The sequence below is a fragment of the Streptomyces flavofungini genome (assembly GCF_041028215.1).
GTDB classification, from domain to species: Bacteria; Actinomycetota; Actinomycetes; order Streptomycetales; family Streptomycetaceae; genus Streptomyces; species Streptomyces flavofungini_B.
Genome location: NZ_JASKYR010000054.1, coordinates 1 through 19,980, shown reverse-complemented (window position 1 = coordinate 19,980; position 19,980 = coordinate 1). Strand labels below are relative to the sequence as shown.

Below are 19,980 nucleotides of genomic sequence, written 5' to 3'. Positions count from 1 at the left end.
GCATGGCGGGCGCCGCCCTCCAGGCCATCAGCCGCAACGTCCTCGCCTCGCCCGACACCCTCGCCGTCAACGCGGGCTCCTACGTCGGCCTCACCCTGGTCGCCGCCACCGGCGTCTCGCTGCCGCTGTTCATATCCTCCGGTGTCGCCTTCGTCGGCGGGCTCGCGGCGGCGGCCGTCGTCCTCGGCCTCTCCGGGCTCGGCGCGGGCACCGTCCGCCTCGTCCTCGCGGGCAGCGCCCTCACCCTCGGGCTCACCGCCGTCACGGAGGGGCTCTTCCTGCTCTTCCCGCAGGAGACGGAGGGCCTCTACGAGTGGAACCAGGGCAGCATCGCGCAGAACGGCTTCGACGGTCTGCTCCAGATGGCGCCCATCGGCGTCGTCGCCCTCGTCGGCCTGCTGCTCCTGGCCCGCCGGGTCGACGCCCTCGCACTCGGCGACGACGCCGCGCGCGGGGTCGGGGTGCCGGTGCGCTCGACCCGCGTCACCGCCGTCGTGCTCGCCGCCCTGCTCTCCACCGCCGCCGTCACCCTCGCCGGACCCGTCGGCTTCGTCGGCCTGTGCGCCCCCGCGCTCGTCCGCGGACTCGCCCGCAGGTTCCGCGCGTTCACCAGGTCACGGGCGAGCCTGCCGTTCGCGGGACTCACCGGCGCGGGCCTCGTCCTCGGCTCCGATGTGCTGCTGCGCGCCCTGGTCTCCTCCGACACCGCCGTCGCCGTCCCGACCGGCGTCGTGACCAGCCTGGTCGGCGCGGTCTTCCTGATCGGCATGGCCGCGCGGGTCAAGGACACCGGGGGAGCCGTCCCCGCCGACCGGCTGCGCATCCGCGGCCGTACCGTCTTCCTGGTCACCACGGCCGTCCTGGTCGCCGTCCTCGTCGGCCTGGTCATCGCCGCCGTACTCATCGGCGACAGCAAGCTCCTCCTGGGCGACGTGGCCAACTGGGCGCAGGGGCGGGCCGGGCAGACCATCACCTTCGTGCTCGACACCCGGGTGCCGCGCGTCTTCGCCGCCCTGCTCGCGGGCGCGGCGCTCGCGCTCGCCGGGACGCTCATCCAGGCCGTCACCCGCAACCCGCTCGCCGAGCCGGGCGTCCTGGGCGTGACCCAGGGCGCGGCGGCCGGGGCGGTGCTGCTCGTGACGACCGTGCCGATGGCCGGGGCGTGGAGCGTGACCGCCGCCGCGTTCGCGGGCGCGGCGGTCAGCGCGGTCATCGTCTTCGGCCTCGCCGCGCGCGGCGGCTTCCGGCAGAACCGGCTCGTGCTGGTCGGGTTCGGTGTGGCCACCGGGGCCGCGGCCCTGACCAGCATGCTGATCATCCTCACCGACCCGTTCAACGCGACCAAGGCCCTCACCTGGCTCTCGGGCTCCACCTACGGGCGGACCCTGCCCGACGTGGTGCCCCTCGCGATCGTCCTCGCCGTGGGTGTGGTCATCGCGGTCGCCCGGCGCACCGAACTCGACCTGGTCTCCCTCGACGAGGACACCCCGCGGCTCCTCGGCCTGAACCTGAGCCGCGGGCGCCTCGGCTTCCTCCTGCTCGGCGTCCTGCTGAGCGGTACCGCGGTGGCCGCCGCGGGGACGATCGGCTTCGTCGGACTCGTCGCACCGCACGCGGCCAGGGCCCTGGTGGGCCGCGGGCACCACCGTGTCGTGCCGGTCTCCGTGCTCCTCGGCGCCATCCTGGTCTGCACGGCCGACCTGGTGGGCCGCACCGTCATCGCACCGGCCCAGCTCGGCGCGGGCCTCATGACGGCCGTGATCGGCACGCCGTACTTCCTGTATCTGCTGGTCCGTAGCCGCCGCTAGGCCCGGCGGCTACGGCTACAGAGCTACGGCTACGCGGGCGCCGGGGCCGGTGCCTGAGCGGCGAAGAGCCGCAGCAGCCTGGCGACCTCGGCGGCCATCGCCGCGCGCCCCCGGCTCACATAGCGCCGGGGGTCGACGACCTCCGGCGCCGCGTCGAGCACCTCGCGCACGGCGGCGGTGAAGACCGCGTTGAGGTGCGTGGAGATGTTGACCTTACGGATTCCGGCCGCCGCCGCGGCGGCCAGCGTGGCGTCGTCGGCGCCCGAGGAACCGTGCAGGACGAGCGGCACCGGCACCGCGGCACGCAGCTCGGCGATGAGCTCCAGGTCGAGGCGGGCGGTGCGCTCGGTCATGTGGTGCGAGGTGCCGACGGCCACCGCGAGGGCGTCCACGCCGGTGTCCGCCACGAACCGGGCGGCCTCGCCGGGGTCGGTGCGCACCCCGGGCGCGTGCGCGCCGTCCTTGCCGCCGATCTCCCCCAGCTCCGCCTCCAGGAAGACGCCGTGCTCCGCGCAGTGGCGGGCGATGCGGCGGGTCTTCGCGACGTTCTCCTGCCAGGGCAGCGCGGCACCGTCGTACATCACGGAGGTGAAGCCGAGGGCGACCGCCTCCTCGACCAGGTCCGGGCGGGTGGCGTGGTCCAGGTGCAGCGCGGCGGGCACGCACGAGGCATCGAGGGCGGTGCGGGCCGCCGCCGCGAGCGGGGCCAGGGAGCCGTGGTGGGCGACGGCGTTCTCGCTGATCTGCACGATCACCGGAAGCCGCTCCTGCTCGGCGCCGATGAGGATGGCCTCCAACTGCTCGATGAGGGCGAGGTTGAAGGCACCCACCGCGGCGGAGGTGCTGTGCAGCATGTCGTACGGACTGACCAGAGGCATGGCGTGAGTTCCAGGGTCGGCGGCCGACCGGGGAGCCGGTCGGCCGGGAGGCGGGAAGACGGGAAGGCGGGGGCCGCCGAGTCGGGGGAGCAGCGGCCCCCGCCGGTATCGGGGGCCGTCTCAGGTGAGGACGACGGACCGCGTCAGGTGGGCGGGGCTGTCGGGGTCGCGCCCCGCGTCCTCGGCGAGCCGCACGGCAAGGCGCTGGGCGAGCACCAGCTCAGCCAGCGGGTCCAGGGCGGGACGGCGGAGGTGGGCGCCGGTCGCCTCGATCCGCTCCGCCAGCTCGTCGGGCAGCGGCGAGAGGCTCCACACGGCGCGGCCGGGCCCCGCCACGGCGATGGGCCCGTGCCGGTACTCGGGGACGAGGTAGGACTCCGTCCAGTGGGCCGCGGCCTCGCGGACCTTCAGGGCCGCCTCGTGGGCGAGGCCCGCGTGCCAGCCCGCGCCGAGGAACGTGATCTGCTCGGCGCGCAGCAGCTCCGGGTCGAGGGGTGTGTCGAGGGCGGTGCCGACGTCGGCCCGCGCCCGCTCGACGGAGACACCCAAGTGGGCCAGCAGGAGGACCAGTTGGGTGGTCGGGTAGCGGGTCTGCACGACCGACCGCTCGTCGGCCTCCGCCAGGGCGATGACGTCGTGGGCCACGCGGGCGGCCGGTGAGTCGGGCACCGCGGTGATCGTGGTGACCCGGGTGGCGGCGTCGGCGCCGGCGAGCGCGGTGAGGATCTCGGTGGTGGTGCCCGAGCGGGTCAGGGCGATGACGCGGTCGTAGCGGCGGTGCAGCGGTGCCGCCGAGGCGGGGAAGGCGTCGGTGGGCCCGTGTCCGGTCTCCTCGCGCAGATGGGCGTAGGCCTGGGCCATGAAGAGCGAGGTGCCGCAGCCGATCACGGCGACGCTCTCGCCCTTCTCGGGCAGCGCGCGGGCGACGTCGGGGAGCAGGCCGAGCACGCTCTCCCAGCACTGCGGCTGGGTGGCGATCTCCTGGCTCGTGAGCGACATGAGGGTGGGTTCCTGTTCTGTGTGAGGCGGGGTTCAGTCGGTCAGCGTGGCCCGCAGCGAGGGCTGGAGCAGGTCGGCGTGGGCGCGGACCATGTCGTCGCAGAGCCGCCAGATCTGGTCCACGGTCAGGGCGGCGGCGGTGGCCGGGTCGGTCATGGCCGCGTGCCGGATGTGCCGCGGCTCGTCGTCGAGAGCGGCGCGTACGACGAGGTCGTTCATGCTCAGGTAGGTGCGGTTGAGGGCGGCGAGCTGCGGCGGCAGCGCACCGGCGCGGGTGGGCTGGATGCCGGCCGCGTCCACCAGACAGGGCACCTCGACCACGCCGTGGGCCGGGAGGTTGTCGATCAGACCGCGGTTCTGGACGTTGCCGTAGACGGTGCGCGGGGTGCCGGTGACCATGCTGTGGATGATCTGCGGCGCGTACTCCATGGTGCCCTCGACGGTGAGGGGGTTTCCGGCGGCGAGCGCGTCGCGGGTCTTGTGGTACTCGGCCACGTTCTCCTCGACGATGTCCACGTAGGCGCCGATCGGCAGGCGCAGCCGCTCGATCTCGCTGTCGTGGTGCAGGTACCACGGGACGTACTCCGAGGAGTGCTCGCTGGTCTCGGTCGGGTAGTGGCCGAGCCGCCGGTACATGTCGACGCGGACCCGGCGCCGCAACTGCTCGTCTCTGGCGATGAGTTCGTCGAGGCGGGGGTAGAGGTCGGTGCCGTTGTGCTCGAAGCGCAGCACCCACGCCTGGTGGTTGACTCCGGCGGCCCGGTAGGTGATCTCCTCGTAGGGCACACCCACCAGCTTGGCCAGGTCCTGCATGGTCCAGTACACCGAGTGGCACAGGCCGACCACCTTGGTGAGTCCGGTGGCCTCGGTGAGGTACTGGACGTTCATGGCCATGGGGTTGGTGTAGTTGAGCAGCCAGGCGTCGGGGCAGAGTTCGGCGATGTCCGCGCCGAGCCGCTTCAGGAACGGGAAGGTGCGCAGCGCGCGGAAGATGCCGCCGATGCCGAGGGTGTCGCCGATGGTCTGGCGCAGCCCGTGGGAGGCGGGGACGTCGAAGTCGGTGCGGGTGGACTCCCCCATGCCGATCTGCACGATGTTGATGACGAAGTCGGCACCGGCCAGGGACTCGCGGCGGTCGGCGTGGGCGGTGATCCGGGCGTCGGCGCCCCGTTCCCGCGCGATGTAGCGGGCCGCGGCCTCGGCGGTGGTGAGCCGCTCGGCGTCGATGTCGTGCAGGGCGATGTGCGCGTTCCTCAGCTCGGGGAAGGCGAAGAGGTCGGCGAGCAGCCCCTGGGTGAAGACGACGCTGCCCGCGCCGATGAAGACGATCTTGGGGTGGTTCATGACGGGTGTGCTCCGGTGAGAGTGGTGTGGGTGAGTGCTTCGTCCCAGGTGGGCTGGGCCGCGGTGCCGCCGTGGGCCCTGGTGGACAGCGCCCCGCACACGGCGGCGAAGCGCAGCGCCCGCTGCGGGGGCTGGTCCTTGAGGGTGGCGGCGATGAACCCGGCGTCGAAGCTGTCCCCGGCGCCGACGGAGTCCTTGGGCGTGACGGGGATGCTCTCCGCGCTGAACAGGGTGCGGCCGTCGTGGCCCAGGGCGCCCTTGGCGCCGTTCTTGACGGCCACCAGCGGTACGCGCGTGGCGAGCATCGCGGCGGCCTCCTCGGGGCAGGTCGCGCCGACGCAGAGGTGCATCGCCTCCTGGGCGTTGGGCAGCAGGATGTCGGTCTGGGCGAGGACCGCGTCCAGGGCGGCCCCGTCCCAGGTGCCCGACGGGTCGTCCTGGGTGTCCAGGGAGGTGGTGGCGCCGTGCGCGCGGGCGGCGCGCAGCACCTCCGGCAGGTCCTGGGCGAGCTTCGGCTGAAGGAAGTACGAGGCCGCGTGGACGTGTCTGCTCGCGGCGAGCAGCGCCCCGGGGACGTCGCGGCCGCTGGTGGTGGTGAGGGTGCCGGGCGAGGTGAGGATGGCGCGGTCGTCGCCCCGGGTCAGGACGACGGTGAGCGGGGTCGCGCGGTCGGGGTCCAGGGTCAGGGCGGTGGTGTCGACGCCGTGGGCGGTCAGGGCGTCGCGCATGTAGCGTCCCGCGTCGTCGTCGCCGACGCGCCCGGCGAAGGCCACCCGCAGGCCGAGGCGCGCGGCACCGCAGGCCATGATGGCGGCGGAGCCGCCGATGACGAGGGAGCCGGTGTCGGTGAGCTGTTCGCGCTGGCCGAAGGCGAGCGGTTCGGTGAGCGGGCCGAGGATGACATCGGGGTTGGCGTCCCCGATGACGAGCAGGTCGTACGCGGTGGGCATCGCGGTCCTTTGTGAACGGGCGGGGCGGTGGGCGGTCAGCCCTTGAGGCCGCTGGAGGTGACCGAGCGGATGAAGGCCTTCTGGGCGAAGAGGAACGCGATCAGCACCGGCAGGACCGTGAGGACGTTGCCCGCCATGACCGCCGACCACCGGGTGTGGTGCTGGCCCTGGAAGGTGGTCAGGCCCAGTTGCAGCGTGTACTGCGTGTCGTGGTTGATGGCGATCAGCGGCCAGGTCAGGTCGTTCCACGTGGTCAGGAAGGTCAGTACCGCGACGGTGGCGAGCGCGGGCCGGGCGAGCGGCAGGACGATGGAGAAGATGACCCGCAGCCGGTTGCAGCCGTCGATCCAGGCGGCCTCCTCCAGTTCCCTCGGCAGCGAGAGGAAGAACTGCCGCAGCAGGAAGACCGCGAAGGGGGTGACGAGCGCGGGCACGATCAGCGCGCCGAGGGTGTCGATGAGCCCCAGCTTCTTCATCACCAGGAAGGTGGGGATCATCGTGAGCTGGAAGGGGATCGCCATCGTCGCCAGCATCAGCACGAGCAGCACGCGCGATCCGGCGAAGCGCATCCGGGCGAACGCGTAGCCGCCGAGCACACCGAAGACGAGGTTGGAGGCGACGGCGACGGCGGAGACGATCGCCGAGTTCAGCAGCCAGCGCGGGAACATGGCGTTGCCGAGCACATAGCCGTACCCGCCGAAGTCGATCTTCGAGGGCCAGAGCGCGGGCGGGAAGCGGTTGATCTCGGCGTCGCTCATGAAGGAGCTGAGCACCAGCCACACCAGCGGCACCGCGAACAGCGCGGCCAGCGGCGCGAGCAGCAGATGCCAGGGGCTGAACGGCAGGCGCGGGCGGCGCCGGGCGGTCGGCAGGGCCGCCGGACGGGTGTCGAACCGCGTGGTTCCGGTCGTGGTGGCGCTCATGAGGCGGCTGCTTTCGTACGAGGGGTGCGCTCGCGGCGGGCGACGCGCAGCACCAGGGCCACGATCAGCAGCGCCAGGGCGAGGACATAGGCGGCGGCAGCCCCGTATCCGGCGGTGAACTCCTTGAAGGCCTGCTCCCAGATGAAGTAGACGATCACGGTGGTGGAGCCGAGGGGCCCGCCCTTGGTGGTCACGTAGACGAGGTCGAAGACCTGGAGGGACTGGATGGTCTGCCAGAGCAGCAGGAACACCGTCACCGGACTCAGCGCGGGCAGCGTCACGTGCCGCAGGATCTGCCGCCGTCCCGCGCCGTCCAGGCGCGCGGCCTCCACCAGGGACTGCTGGACGTCCTGGAGCGCGGCCAGGTAGATGACGGTGCACAGGCCCGTGCCGCTCCACAGGGTGATGACGACCAGGACGCCGAGCGCCTGGGAGGGGTCGGTGAGGAAGCCCTGCGGGGAGATGCCGAGCCGGTGCAGCAGGGAGTTGGCGGCGCCGAACTCCGGGTCGAGGATGAAGGAGAACAGCACGCCCTGCGCGGTCGCGGAGATGACGAAGGGGATGAAGAACAGCGTGCGGTAGAGCCCGACGAAGCGGATGCGCCGGTTGAGCACGAGGGCGAGGGCGAGCCCGGCGGCGATGCTCAGGGGCACGTACAGCACCGTGTAGAGCACGGTGTTCCGTACGGCCCGGTGGAAGTTGGGGTCCTGGCGCAGGGCGTGGTAGTTGTCGAGGCCCACCCAGCGGCTGGGCGTGACCAGGTCGTTGGCCTGGAAGGACAGCAGCAGCGACCAGATGACGGGCAGCACGCTCAGGCCGAGGATGACGAGGACGGCGGGGGAGACGAACGCCCAGGCGGTGGCGGTCTCCCGGCGGCGCCTGCGGCGCAGGGCACGCGGCTCGGGCCGGTCCTGCGGCAGGGTCAGCGGTGCGGGAAGTCGGGGCATCTTGAGGTCCTCAGCGCGGGATCAGCAGGGCGGCGTTGGACTCCTCGGCACAGGAGCGCACCGCGTCGGCGGGGCTCTTGCGGCCGAGCAGCACGGCGACGATGGCCTGGCCGAGGGCCCGGGATATCCGGGGGTAGGCCGGGTGCACGGGACGTACGCGTGCCGAGGTGACCGCCTCGGTGAACACGGACAGGCCGGGCGTACGGGTGGCGTGCTGCCGCCAGGCGGGACGGTCCTCGCTGCGGCGGCTGAGCGGCAGGCTGCCCGCCTCGACGTCCCAGCGGCTGTCCTGGGCGGGCTGGGTCAGCCAGGTGACGAAGGTGCGCGCGGCCTTCACGCGCGCCTCGCCGTTGTCGAACAGCGTCCAGGTGTCGGGCCCCGAGATGGTCACCGGGCGGCGGCTGAAGCTGGGCAGCGGCACGACGTGGTAGTCGAGTTTCGCCTGGTGGATGTCCGGGAGCTGCCAGGGGGCGGTCGGCACCATGGCCATCCGGCCGGAGAGGAAGACCTGGTACATCTGCTCGCTGCCCGGCTTGGGGTCGATGTAGACGCTTCTGTCGCGCACCAGGTCCTGGACGACCTCAAGGGCCCGTACGCCCTGCTTCTCGAAGCCGATGCTCCGGCCGTCCCCGGCGATGACGTCGCCGCCCAGGTCCCAGATCAGCGGCCACAGCCGCCAGACGGTGTCCTCGTCGCCGGTGCCGGGCCAGCCGGTGCCGAACCGGCCCTCGGCCGAGTCGGTGAGGCGGCGCGCGGTGTCGGTGAACTCCCGCCAGGTCCAGCCCGCTTCGGGCAGGTCGACGCCCGCGTCGGCGAACACCTTCTTGTTGCAGACGACGGCGAGGGCGTCCAGGAGCGCGGGCACCGCGCGGACCCGGCCGTTGATGGTGACGGCCTCGCGGGCCGGGGCGTGGTAGTTGCGCCAGGGCGTCGGCCCCCGCCGGACCTGCTCGGTCAGGTCGACCACCTGCGGGCTGCGGGCCACGCTGGCGAGGTCGGAGCCGAAGACGTAGGCGATGTCGGGGTAGGCGCCGGAGGCGAGCGCCGCGGTGATCTTCTGGAGCATGGCGTCGGCCAGTACGCCGCCGCCCAAGTCCACGCGGATGTCCGGGTGTTTGCGCTCGAACTCGGCGGCCAGGCTCTTGATGACCTTCGCGGCGGTGTCGTTCTGGCCGTGCCACATCTGGATCGTGACGCGGCCGTCGGTGCCGGCCCCGTCGTCGGTGCCCGCCGCGCAGCCGGACAGGGCGGCACCGCCCGCCGCCACGAGCGCACCGGCACCGCCGGCGCGCAGCACTCCGCGCCGCGACAGCGGTCCTGGCGCTCGGGGTACTGCTGTCATCACTGCCTCCAGGGGGTCGTGCGGCCCTGCACCGACGCCGGGCGGGGGGAACGTAGGAAGGGGAGCGGGGAAAGGTCCGACAGGGTGCCGGGTTCCGGCCGTGCGGAACCCGGCGGTCGGCGTCAGCAGGTCTTGCGGAGGTATCCGCTGCTGCCCGCGGGCGAGACATCGACGTCCCTGCGGACGATGCTCAGCCGGTCCTTCCGGCCCGCGCAGGCCTTCTTCAGGCCCTCGGCGGAGTACTCGATGACCAGGACGCGGTCACCGAAGGCGGCGGTGTACTTCCCGCACTCGTCCCACTCGCCGCACTCCTCGGCGACGGCGAAGTCGAGCCCGGTCGCCCTGCGGTCGGCGGCCAGGTCCGGGGTGTTCTTCTGCGCGATGGCCAGGCCCTTGGCGTGGGCGTGGGTGGACAGCAGGGTGATGAAGGACTTGGCCTGGCCCGCCGTGAGGTAGCCGGGGAAGCGGGTGTAGGTGTCGTAGTTGTCGGGCTCGACGGCCTGGAAGCCCTTGCCCGCGCAGGAGTCGATCCACTTGTTGACCTTGGCGGCGATCCGCTTGCGCTTGTCGGCGGTGCGGATGTCGAGGACGGCCTCCTTCCACTCCTTGTCGTAGACGATGTCGCCGCTCGCGTCGCGCAGGAGCAGGTCCGCCTCCCACTCCCGTTCCGCGCCCGGCTGGGCCTGGAAGGCGTTGATGTAGCAGAGGTTGTACAGCCCGCTCGCGGGGGAGGCGCCGCGGTCGCGGCTGACGGTCCGCACTCCGGCGGGCGGGGTGTAGGCGCCGCCGATCTGGTAGTCGAAACCGGCCCGGGGCGTCGGCAGCGGGACGGCCGAGGCTCCGGCCGATGCCGATGCCGATGCCGATGCCGATGCCGATGCCGATGCCGATGCCGATGCCGATGCCGACGACGGGGCGAACAGGCAGGCGGCCGAGGCGGCCGAGAGGGCCGTGGCCACCGTCATACACCTGCGCACAACACGGTTGAGGCTCATCGGTGAGCTCCTGCTGTGGAGGGCACGTCCCCGCCTCGGAACCCGCGAAGGGCCCTGGCGACTCAGTCCGGGCTCATGGCGAAAGCCACCTACCGGCTGGGCGTACCTCTGCGCCGTGTGCTCGGCACCGGCGTTGCCAGGGAGTAAATCGAGCGCGTTCAGCCATGTCAAGAGATCGGTTTTGACTGAACTGACGTCAATCCGCGCAGTGATACGCGCAACCTGCGCAAGGACCGTGAGCGAACGTGCTCGGCAGGGCTATGCTCACCGCGTGCTCAAAAGCGACCGCCATGTGCGGATACTCGACCACGTCGCCGCGGAGGGCAGCGCCGACGTGACGCAGCTTTCGCGGCTGCTCGGCGTCTCACAGGCCACCGTGCGGCGCGATCTGCGGCATCTGAGCGAGCAGCGGCTGCTCGACCGCACGCACGGCGGCGCGCTCGCCGGCGGGCTGAGCATCGAACTGCCGCTCCAGCACCGCGCCGACCAGCGCTCGCCGCAGAAGCGCGCCATCGCGCGCGCGGCGGCCGCGCTCGTGCCCGAAGGGGCGGTGGTCGGGCTCACCGGCGGTACCACCACCACGGAAGTGGCCCGGCTGCTCGCCGACCGGGGCCCCGTCACGATCGTCACCAACGCCGTGAACATCGCCGCGAACCTGGTGCTGCGCCCGCACGTCACGCTCATCGTGATCGGCGGCACGGCCCGCAGCCAGAGCTATGAACTGGTCGGCCCCATCGCCGAGAAGACCCTCGCCGACCACCACACCGACATCGCCTTCCTCGGTGTGGACGGCATCAGCGCCGCCCATGGCTGCACCACGCACGACCAGCTGGAGGCCGCGACCGACCGCTCCTTCGCCTTCCACGGCAGCAGGACCGTCGTGGTCGCCGACCACTCCAAGATCGGCAGGACCACCTTCGCCAAGATCTGCCCGGCGGCGGACGTGCACACCCTGATCACCGACGCGGACGCCCCGGCCGCGGAGCTCGCGGCCCTGGGCGACCTCGGGGTGCGGGTCACCGTGGCGGGCTGAGTCAGCCGATGCGGCGCGGCAGGCGGACCACCTGGACGAAGAAGTCGTCGATCTGCCGCACCGCGGCGATGAACTGGTCCAGGTCGACCGGCTTGGTGACATAGGCGTTGGCGTGCAGCTTGTAGCTGCGCAAAATGTCCTCCTCCGCCGCCGACGTGGTCAGCACCACCACCGGGATGTCGGTGAGGTCCGCGTCGGACTTGATGCGTTCGAGGACCTGGCGGCCGTCGTACTTGGGGAGGTTGAGGTCGAGCAGGATGAGATCGGGGCGCGGGGCTTCGGTGTGCGCGCCGCGCCGGTAGAGGAAGTCGAGCGCCTCCTCGCCGTCCCTGACCACGTGCAGCGTGTTGCCGATCTTGTTGTCCTCGAACGCCTCGCGCGTCATCAGCTCGTCGCCCGGGTCGTCCTCGACGAGGAGTACGTCGACCGGGGTGGCATCGGGGGTGGTCATGTCAGGGCCTTCTCCTCGGTACGGGGCGCGGTCTCGTCGTCGGTGTCGACGTGGCACGGCAGAGTGAAGCAGAAACGGGTGCCGCCGGTGTAACCGGTGTCGATCCATATGCGGCCGCCGTGGTGCTCGACGATCTTCTTGCAGAGCGCGAGGCCGATGCCGGTGCCCCCGTAGGAGTCGCGGCCGTGCAGGCGCTGGAAGATCACGAAGACCTTCTCCGTGAACTCCTCCGCGATGCCGATGCCGTTGTCGCTCACGCTCACGTGCCAGGTGCCGTCGGTGCCGTCGCCCTCGTCCCGCTCGCAGGCGATCCGGACGTGCGGGGTGCGGTCGGCATGGCGGAACTTGACCGCGTTGCCCACCAGGTTCTGCCAGAGCATGGTGAGCAGCGTCGGGTCCCCGACGATCTCCGGCAGCTTCTCGGGCCGCTCGATGAGCGCGTCGGTGTCCCGTACGGCGGTGTCCAGGTTGGCCAGTGCCTTGGTGAGCGCCTGGTCGAGGTCGACGGGCACACGGGCGTCGTTCAGGCGCCCCACGCGGGAGAAGGTGAGCAGGTCGTTGATGAGGATCTGCATGCGCTTGGCGCCGTCGACGGCGAAGTCGATGTACTGCTTGCCCCGGTCGTCGAGTTTGTCGACATAGCGCTTCTCCAGGAGCTGGCAGAACGAGGCGACCTTGCGCAGCGGCTCCTGGAGATCGTGGGAGGCGACGTAGGCGAACTGCTCCAGCTCGGTGTTGGAGCGGCGCAGCTCCACCGCCTGGGCGTCCAGGTCGGCCGCCTGCTGGGTCAGGACCTCCTGCTGGCGGCGGGAGGCGCCCAGCTCGTCCACGATGCGCAGCCGCATGCCCTCGACGTCCTTGGCCACCGCCCTGAGGTCCGTCGGCCCGTCGAGCGTGATGACATGGCCGAAGTCGCCGCCCGCCACCCGGCGCGAGGAGTCGCGCAGCGACTGAAGGGGACGGGCGACGAGCCGCCGCACCAGGAAGGCCAGGGCGAGACCCGCCAGCAGGAACGCCGCGACCATGCCGCTGAGCACCATCGTGCGCACGGTGCGCGCGTGGGCCAGCTCGTCCCTGCCGTCGGCGACGGCCTCGGCGAGACCCGCGTTCTGGGTCGCCCACACCGTGCGGATGCGGTCGAAGACCTCCTTGCCGCGCTCGGCGGTCCTCGCGTCGATGGTGCGCGGCCTGCCGGGCGTGATGCCTGCGACCAGCGGCTCGGCGTACGCGCGCCGCCACGCCGCGGCCTGCCGCTGCACCGCCTTGAGGTCCGCGAGAAGCTCCGGCTCGTCGGCGATGAGCTCGCGAAGCCGGGCCGCGGCACGGGCCTCGTCCCGCGTGCCCTGCGTGTACGGGGCGAGGAACTGGGGGTCGGCGGCGATCGCGTAGCCGCGCACGCCCGTCTCCTGGTTCACCAGGGCGGCCTGGAGGCGGTACGCCTGAGTCCTGGCCGGCTGTACCTGATTGACGAGCCGGTCGCTCACGTCCGCGGTCTGTCCGAGGAGCCGGGCACCGACGACCGTGCCGAGCAGCACGAGCAGCGCCATCAGCGCGAGCACCACATGGAACCAGCCCTGCACCGTCAACCGGCGGCCGATCCACGTCCGGCCCGTCGTTCCGCCCACGCCCTGCTTCTCCGATGCTGCTCTCGTCACGGCTCCTGTGCCCCGCTCCCGGCCGATGCGTCGCGGGCCCCGGTCGACGCCCGCCTCAGCCGTCTGCCCCGTTCGCGCCCGTGGTCCACTGAAGGTGCACCACGGCCACGTCGTCGGCCAGACCGCCCTGCCCCTCCGCGAGCTCCTCGGCCCGCTGGATCAGCGTATCGACGAAGACCTCGGGGGCGAGACCCGCCATCTCGCGCGCCAGGCCAAGCAGCCCCTCCTCGCCGAGGCGCGCGCCGCCCTGTCCGACGTGGCCCTCGAAGAGCCCGTCGGTGAAGAGCACCAGCGCCGAGCCCGGGGGCAGCGGCACCTCCTCCACCGGCCAGCGCGGCACTCCCGGCACGACGCCGAGGGCCGGTCCGCCCGCCGTCTCCACCCACTCCACCGCGCCGTCGGCGGTACGGAGCAGCAGCCCGGGGTGGCCCGCGGGCGTCAGCCGCACCTGCCGCGCGCCGACGGGGACGGTGAGGCTGGTCAGCGTGGCGAAGACGTAGGGCTGGGCCCGCTCGGCCAGCATGATCTCCTCAAGCCGGCCGACCTGCTCCGGCCCCGTGACGCCGCTGAGCACCAGCGTGCGCCAGGCGATGCGCAGCGCCACGCCGAGGGCCGCTTCGTCGGGGCCGTGCCCCGATACGTCGCCTATGAGCGCGTGCACGCTGCCGTCGGCGCTCTGCACGATGTCGTAGAAGTCGCCGCCGAGCAGTGCCTGGGCGCGGCCGGGGCGGTAGCGGGCCACGACACCGACGCCCTCGCTGCTCAGCAGCGGCCGGGGCAGCAGGCCACGCTCCAGGCGGGCGTTCTCGCGCGCCTGCATCTGGCTGGCCTGGAGCGCCACCGCCGCCTTCTCGGCCTGCTTGCGCTGGATCGCGTACCGCACGGCACGGCCGAAGAGCTCCGGTTCCACCCGGCCCTTGACCAGGTAGTCCTGGGCGCCGGCGGCGACGGCGGCAAGGCCCGTCTCCTCCTCGGCGAGGCCGGTCAGGACGACGACCGCGACCGAGTCGGCGCGGGATTTGACCATGGACACGGCTTCGAGTCCCTGGGCGTCCGGCAGGTGCAGGTCGAGGAGGACGCAGTCGGGCGTCTCATAGGCGAGTGCCTCGCGGGCCTCCGCCATGGAGCGGACCCACTGGAGGCGCATCTTCAGCGCGCTGTCGGCGACCAGCTCCTCGACGAGGAGCGCGTCGCCCGCGTCGTCCTCGATGAGCAGCACCGACGGCTGCGCCCACTGCCGGGCCGCCGCGACGGTGTCGCTCGCGGCGGTCGCAAGGACGCCGGAAGTCCATGGCTGTGACGCCGCCGCCATGCTCTCGCCTTCCCCACCCAGTAGCCTGTCTGGCCCTTTGGCCGTTGCCGTTGGAACAGCGTGAGCTTACCTGGGGCGACAGCCCGATGGTTGCCGGATCTTCGCACGATGGGCACAGCGTGCCCCGGTGGGGCGAGGCGGCCCGAGCGGTGCCCGGGGTATATGCCCGGCCCTTCCGCGGGCCCGGATCGGGACGCCGCGGGCTTTCGCTCAGGCCCCGGCGGGTTCCTCCGGCAAGCGGAGGGTGCCGATCCGGATGCTGGTCAGGGCGCTGACGTAACGGGCGCCGCGGCGGTCGGGTGGCGTCCGTCACCCCCGGTGAAGGCGAGCAGGAACCGGGAGCGCCCCTTGCGGGCCGCGGATGGAGAAGGAACCGGAGCCTCTCGGGTGCCTGCGGGGCGGCGTATTGCTGAGCTTGCTACGAGAGTGCCCCTCGCACCTCCGGGTCTTCCTCCAAGGCCTCCCCGCGCGCCCGCCGGTCGAGGGCGAGCCAGACGCGGTCCCGGGTCAGGGGCAGCGCAGTGAAGCGGACGCCGGTGGCGTCACGCAGGGCGTCGGCGAAGGCGGGGGCGACCGGGTTGAACGGGCTCTCGCTCATCGACTTCGCGCCCAGCGGCCCGATCGCGTCCGTGGTCCCGGTGAAGTGCACCTCGGTGCGCGGCACGTCGGCGAACTGGGGGAGCCGGTAGCGGCGGAAGGCCGCCGTGCTCACCTCGCCGCTCTCCTCGACCCGGACGTCCTCGAACAGCGTCGCCCCGAGCGCCTGGGCCGCCCCGCCCTCGACCTGGCCGCGGCACTGCATGGGGTTCATCACCTTGCCCGCGTCGGCGGCGTGGGCACTGCGCAGCACCCGGATCTCACCGGTGCCCGGATCGACGGCGAGGCGGAACCACTGCGCGTTGAACGCCACCGAGCGCGGCGAGCCGCCCCAGTGGCCGTCCGCCGCGAACTCCCCGGCCGCGCCCGCCGCGTGCGCCGCCTCGAAGAGCTCCTTCAGCGGCACCCTGTGCCCCGCGCAGTCGACCGCTTCGGCCTCGATCGTGCACAGGTGCCGGGCCCGGCCGGGCGTGCGGCGTCTGGCACGCGCCCTCGCCGCGTTGCCGGAAAGCCCTGGTAGCTCCGCTACGAGGACCCTCCGGCGCCTTGCGATCGCACGCACCAGACGCCGCACGCTGGTCCGACCGGGAATATGACACAGGCTCGCACCACCCTCGCGTCCCTCCTGGCCGCGCTGCCCGACGGCATCCGGGCCGTCTACCGCGACACGACGCTCGGCGCGCTCCTCGACGCCACCCACGCGCCGCACCGGGCGCTCCTTGAGACCCTTGAGGCCTTCCTCGGCCTCGACTGCTCCTGGACCCGCACCGCGGAGGCCCTGCATCTGCCTGCGCGCGGCACTGCTCTGCCGCTGAGTCCGAGCGCGCCAGGCCAGGTCGACATCAGGGACATCACCCGGTGCGGCCCGCACTGGATCTCCACCTGCGCGGCCACGGCGTCCACGATGACCGCGGTCACGATGCCCGCGAAGGAGTCGCGCACCGACGTCGGCACCGCTTCGCGCACCGGATGCGACCCCGCCGCCCGCTCCCGCGCGCACCGCGCGAGACTCACCCCGAGCAGCCCCGCTGCCCGACCGATGCTGTACGACGACACAGCGGCACTCCAGGCGACCGGGCGGCCCGTCACGGCCGCCGGGACGTCAGGCGCGGGGCCAGATAGCGGGCCGTGGCCGAGCGGCGGGAGGCGGCGACCTTGGCGGGGGTGCCCTTGGCGATCACCCGGCCGCCGGTGTCGCCGCCGCCCGGCCCGAGGTCGATCACCCAGTCGGCGGTGGCGATCGTGTCCAGGTCGTGCTCGACCAGGACGACCGTGTTCCCGGCGTCGACGAGCCGGTGCAGCTGACGCAGCAGGAGCGCGATGTCCGAGGGGTGCAGCCCGGCGGTCGGCTCGTCGAGGAGGTACAGGGTGTGGCCGCGCCGGGCCCGCTGCAACTCCGTGGCGAGCTTGATGCGCTGGGCCTCGCCACCGCTCAGTTCGGTGGCGGGCTGACCGAGCCGCAGATAGCCGAGCCCCACCTCGCGCAGCGTCTCCAGGCTGCGCGCGGCGGCCGGTACGTCACCCAGGAACTCCGCCGCCTCGTCCACCGACATCGCGAGGACATCGGCGATGGTCCTGCCGCGATGGGTCACCTCCAGCGTCTCGGCGTTGTACCGCGCCCCCTTGCACTCCGGGCACGGCGCGTACGTCCCGGGAAGGAACAGCAGCTCCACCGCGACGAACCCCTCGCCCTGGCAGGTCTCGCACCGCCCGGCGGGTACGTTGAAGGAGAAACGTCCCGGGGTGTACCCGCGCTCCCGCGCCTCGTCCGTCCCCGCGTAGAGCCTGCGCACCGCGTCGAACATGCCGGTGTACGTGGCGAGACTGGACCGCGGCGTCCGGCCGATCGGCCGCTGGTCGACCCGCACCAGGCGGTCGAACGCCTCGACCCCCACCGCCTCACGCACATCGACCTCGACGTCCTCCTCATCGGCGTCGGGCTCGGCGGCCGACCCCAGATGGCGCCGCACGACCTCCGAGAGCACCTGCGTGACCAGGGTCGACTTGCCCGAGCCCGCCACGCCCGTCACCGCCGTCAGCATCCCCAGCGGCACATCGACGGACACGTCCCGCAGGTTGTGCCGGGTGACCCCGCGCAGCCGCAGCCACCCCAGCGGCTCGCGGGGAGTGTGCGCCAAGGGCTCGGCGCGGCCGAACAGGTGACTGCTGGTGGCCGACTCCCGGACCCGCTCAAGACCGGCCACCGGGCCGCTGTACAGCACCCGGCCGCCCGCCTCCCCGGCGCCGGGACCGATGTCGACGACCCAGTCCGCCCGCCGTACGACGTCCATGTCGTGCTCGACGACGAACAGCGAGTTGCCCGACGCCTTGAGCCGGTCGAGGACGTCCAGGAGCGGTTCCGCGTCGGCGGGATGCAGCCCGGCGGACGGCTCGTCGAGTACGTAGACGACACCGAAGAGCCCGGAGCGCAACTGTGTGGCGATCCGCAGGCGCTGCGCCTCGCCGGGCGACAGCGTCGTCGAGCGGCGGCCGAGACTGAGGTAGCCGAGGCCGAGGCCGAGCAGCACCTCGACGCGCGCGACCACGTCCGCGCAGATGCGCACCGCCGCCTCGCTCGTCTCCCCGGCACCCTCGGAGACCTTGGCCTCCGGCAGCTCCGCGACGGGCCGCAGCAGATCGGCGACCCCGGTCAGCGGCAGGGCGTTGACCTCGGCGATCGAGCGTCCGGCGAAGGTGACCGCGAGCGCCTCCGGCCGCAGCCCGCTGCCCCCGCAGTCGGGGCAGGGCACAGCCCGGACGAACCGCAGCGCCCTCTCCCGCATGCGTTCGCTCTTGGAGTCGGCGAGGACGTGCATGACGTGCTGGCGGGCGCTCCAGAACTTTCCGTGGTAGCCGTTGTCGATACGCCCCGGCTCGGGCTCGATGAGGACGGAGGGCTGCTCCTCGGTGTAGAGCAGCCACTCCCGGTCCTTCTTGCGCAGCCTGCGCCACGGCCGGTCGATGTCGATGCCGAGCCCGCTCACGATGCTGCGCAGGTTGGCTCCCTGCCAGGCGCCCGGCCAGGCCGCGATCGCGCCCTCACGGATGCTCAGCGACGGATCGGGGACGAGGAGTTCCTCCGCCACGTCGAGCGTGGAGCCGAGGCCGTGGCACCGGGGGCAGGCACCGGCCGAGGTGTTCGGCGAGAACGCCTCCGCCTCCAGCGGCTCAGCCCCCGGCGGATAGGTCCCGGCCCGCGAGTAGAGGATGCGGAGCAGGTTGGACAGGGTGGTGAGAGTGCCGACCGTCGAGCGCGTACCCGGCGTCCCACGGCGCTGCTGGAGGGCGACCGCGGGCGGCAGCCCGGTGATCTCCCGTACGTGCGGCGCCCCCACCTGCTGGAGCAGCCGACGCGCGTACGGGGCCACCGACTCGAAGTACCGGCGCTGCGCCTCGGCGTAGAGCGTGCCGAAGGCGAGCGAGGACTTGCCCGAACCGGAGACCCCGGTGAAGGCGACCATCGCGTCCCTCGGGATGTCCACGTCGACGTCCCGCAGATTGTGCTCACTCGCGCCGCGGACCCGTACGCAGTGATCGACCGCATTGTTCTCCATGGCTTGTCTCTAACCGGTCCCGGCGGCGCGGGTGGCCGCCAGGCGGATGAAACAGGGGCAGCGGATGCGGTGGGCCGCCGGATGAGAGGGGGAGACGGGGTCAGTCGTGTCCGGCGGCAGCGGGCGCGGAACCGGCCGCGTCGAGGAGCGCGGCCTCCGCGTCCGTCAGCCGCAGCGTGCCCGCGGCCACGTTGTCGGCGAGGTGCCCCGGGTCGCCCGTCCCCGGGATGGCCAGCACATGGGCGCCCTGCCGCAGCAGCCACGCCACGCGGACCCGCGCCGGTGAGACACCGTGCGCGCGGGCCACCGCGCCGACCTCGTCGTGCTCGTCCCGTACGGCCCCCGCCTCCCGGCCCTGCCCGGCGATGGAGTAGTACGGCACGAACGCGATGCCGCGCTCCGCGCACACCCGCGGCATGTCCGCCTCGTCCGGCGTCCCGACGCCGTGGCGGTTCTGCACGCAGACCACGGGCGCGATGGCCTGTGCCTCGTCCAGGTGCTCCGGGCGGACGTTGGAGACGCCGAGGTGACGGACGAGCCCGGCGTCGCGCAGCTCGGCCAGCGCCCCGAAGTGTTCGCTGATGGAGTCCTGGCTCATCCGGCGCAGGTTGACCAGGTCGAGGTGGTCGCGGCCGAGCTGGCGCAGATTCTCCTCCACCTGGCCCCTGAGCTGGTCGGGCCGCGCCGAGGTGGCCCAGTCGCCGGAGGCGTCCCGCGCCGGGCCCACCTTGGTGGCGATGACGAGGTCCCGCGGGTACGGCGCCAGCGCCGAGTTGATCAGCTCGTTGGCGGAGCGCAGCCGCGAGAAGTAGAACGCCGCGGTGTCGATGTGGTTCACCCCGAGCTCCACCGCGCGGCGCAGTACGGCGATCGCCCGGCCGCGATCGCCCGGGGTGCCCAGGTGGAAGGCGGCGCTGCCGGTCAGGCGCATCGCCCCGAACCCGATCCGGTTGACCGTGAGGTCCCCGAGCGCCCAGGTGCCCGCTGCTGCCGCGGGGACCGCGAGTGACGTCATTCTTTCCCTCAGCTCCATCCGTTCGGACATACGTGTCCCGTTGCTCGGTTCACGGCGACGGGGATCATGGAGTATGCGCAGGTACCGGCCGCGGAGGGAAGGGCCGAGCCGGTCGAGCGGGCCCGCGTACTGCCCGTGCACCATGACTCCGGCTAGGCCGCCTGCGGGTGGGTGAGG

General features: G+C 72.7%; 16 protein-coding genes and 1 pseudogene. 2 read left to right on the top strand and 15 right to left on the bottom strand.

What is annotated here, in order from left to right; translation table 11 throughout:
- Window positions 1-1,808: iron ABC transporter permease (locus AB8Z36_RS06400; RefSeq protein ID WP_369212198.1), on the top strand; the 1,808-nt coding region annotated here is incomplete at its 5' end.
- A 29-nt stretch (window positions 1,809-1,837) separates the two neighbouring features.
- On the opposite strand, the gene AB8Z36_RS06395 is transcribed toward AB8Z36_RS06400, so the two are convergent.
- The 8 genes from AB8Z36_RS06395 to AB8Z36_RS06360 form a co-directional block, all read right to left on the bottom strand.
- The gene (locus AB8Z36_RS06395) at window positions 1,838-2,686 is read right to left on the bottom strand and encodes a class II fructose-bisphosphate aldolase (protein WP_369212197.1); all 849 of its coding nucleotides are present in this window, start codon (window positions 2,684-2,686) and stop codon (window positions 1,838-1,840) included.
- A 120-nt stretch (window positions 2,687-2,806) separates the two neighbouring features.
- Window positions 2,807-3,685 (bottom strand): SIS domain-containing protein, encoded by an 879-nt coding sequence (locus tag AB8Z36_RS06390; protein ID WP_369212196.1) that lies wholly within the window; start codon window positions 3,683-3,685, stop codon window positions 2,807-2,809.
- A gap of 33 nt (window positions 3,686-3,718) precedes the next feature.
- On the bottom strand, window positions 3,719-5,029 hold the full coding sequence (locus tag AB8Z36_RS06385) for an alpha-glucosidase/alpha-galactosidase (RefSeq protein ID WP_369212195.1): 1,311 nt from the start codon (window positions 5,027-5,029) through the stop codon (window positions 3,719-3,721).
- A complete protein-coding gene (locus AB8Z36_RS06380) occupies window positions 5,026-5,979 on the bottom strand; it encodes a carbohydrate kinase family protein (protein ID WP_369212194.1) in 954 nt (317 codons plus the stop codon). Before AB8Z36_RS06380 ends, AB8Z36_RS06385 begins: the two co-directional genes overlap by 4 nt.
- A 35-nt stretch (window positions 5,980-6,014) precedes the next feature.
- Entirely contained in the window at window positions 6,015-6,902 is an 888-nt protein-coding gene (locus AB8Z36_RS06375) for a carbohydrate ABC transporter permease (RefSeq protein WP_369212193.1), read from the bottom strand.
- Window positions 6,899-7,849: a carbohydrate ABC transporter permease gene (locus AB8Z36_RS06370; protein WP_369212192.1), complete on the bottom strand. Its 951-nt coding sequence runs from the start codon at window positions 7,847-7,849 to the stop codon at window positions 6,899-6,901. The genes AB8Z36_RS06375 and AB8Z36_RS06370 overlap by 4 nt, the downstream gene beginning before the upstream one ends.
- A gap of 10 nt (window positions 7,850-7,859) precedes the next feature.
- On the bottom strand, window positions 7,860-9,191 hold the full coding sequence (locus AB8Z36_RS06365) for an ABC transporter substrate-binding protein (RefSeq protein ID WP_369212191.1): 1,332 nt from the start codon (window positions 9,189-9,191) through the stop codon (window positions 7,860-7,862).
- Between the two features lie 122 nt (window positions 9,192-9,313).
- Complete coding sequence (locus AB8Z36_RS06360) at window positions 9,314-10,156, bottom strand: endo alpha-1,4 polygalactosaminidase (RefSeq protein ID WP_440581866.1); 843 nt, start codon at window positions 10,154-10,156, stop codon at window positions 9,314-9,316.
- A 301-nt stretch (window positions 10,157-10,457) separates the two neighbouring features.
- Here AB8Z36_RS06360 and AB8Z36_RS06355 point away from each other — a divergent pair, with 301 nt between their 5' ends.
- Window positions 10,458-11,219 (top strand): DeoR/GlpR family DNA-binding transcription regulator, encoded by a 762-nt coding sequence (locus tag AB8Z36_RS06355; RefSeq protein ID WP_369212189.1) that lies wholly within the window; start codon window positions 10,458-10,460, stop codon window positions 11,217-11,219.
- A gap of 1 nt (window position 11,220) precedes the next feature.
- Here the strand turns inward: AB8Z36_RS06355 and AB8Z36_RS06350 are convergent, their stop codons facing one another.
- From AB8Z36_RS06350 to AB8Z36_RS06320, 7 genes and pseudogenes are all read right to left on the bottom strand, one after another.
- A complete protein-coding gene (locus AB8Z36_RS06350) occupies window positions 11,221-11,670 on the bottom strand; it encodes a response regulator (RefSeq protein WP_369212188.1) in 450 nt (149 codons plus the stop codon).
- Window positions 11,667-13,217: a sensor histidine kinase gene (locus AB8Z36_RS06345; RefSeq protein ID WP_369212199.1), complete on the bottom strand. Its 1,551-nt coding sequence runs from the start codon at window positions 13,215-13,217 to the stop codon at window positions 11,667-11,669. Before AB8Z36_RS06345 ends, AB8Z36_RS06350 begins: the two co-directional genes overlap by 4 nt.
- Window positions 13,218-13,380: 163 nt before the next feature.
- Window positions 13,381-14,637 (bottom strand): PP2C family protein-serine/threonine phosphatase, encoded by a 1,257-nt coding sequence (locus AB8Z36_RS06340; protein ID WP_369212187.1) that lies wholly within the window; start codon window positions 14,635-14,637, stop codon window positions 13,381-13,383.
- A gap of 418 nt (window positions 14,638-15,055) precedes the next feature.
- Window positions 15,056-15,727, bottom strand: a pseudogene (locus tag AB8Z36_RS06335) (molybdopterin cofactor-binding domain-containing protein); the annotation flags it as partial.
- A gap of 164 nt (window positions 15,728-15,891) precedes the next feature.
- Window positions 15,892-16,290: a hypothetical protein gene (locus tag AB8Z36_RS06330; protein WP_369212186.1), complete on the bottom strand. Its 399-nt coding sequence runs from the start codon at window positions 16,288-16,290 to the stop codon at window positions 15,892-15,894.
- A 29-nt stretch (window positions 16,291-16,319) separates the two neighbouring features.
- Window positions 16,320-18,788 carry an excinuclease ABC subunit UvrA gene (gene uvrA, locus AB8Z36_RS06325; RefSeq protein WP_369212185.1) on the bottom strand — a complete coding sequence of 823 codons (2,469 nt, stop codon included), beginning with the start codon at window positions 18,786-18,788 and terminating at the stop codon, window positions 16,320-16,322.
- A gap of 100 nt (window positions 18,789-18,888) precedes the next feature.
- Window positions 18,889-19,803 carry an aldo/keto reductase gene (locus AB8Z36_RS06320; RefSeq protein ID WP_369212184.1) on the bottom strand — a complete coding sequence of 305 codons (915 nt, stop codon included), beginning with the start codon at window positions 19,801-19,803 and terminating at the stop codon, window positions 18,889-18,891.
- Window positions 19,804-19,980 lie beyond the last annotated feature (177 nt).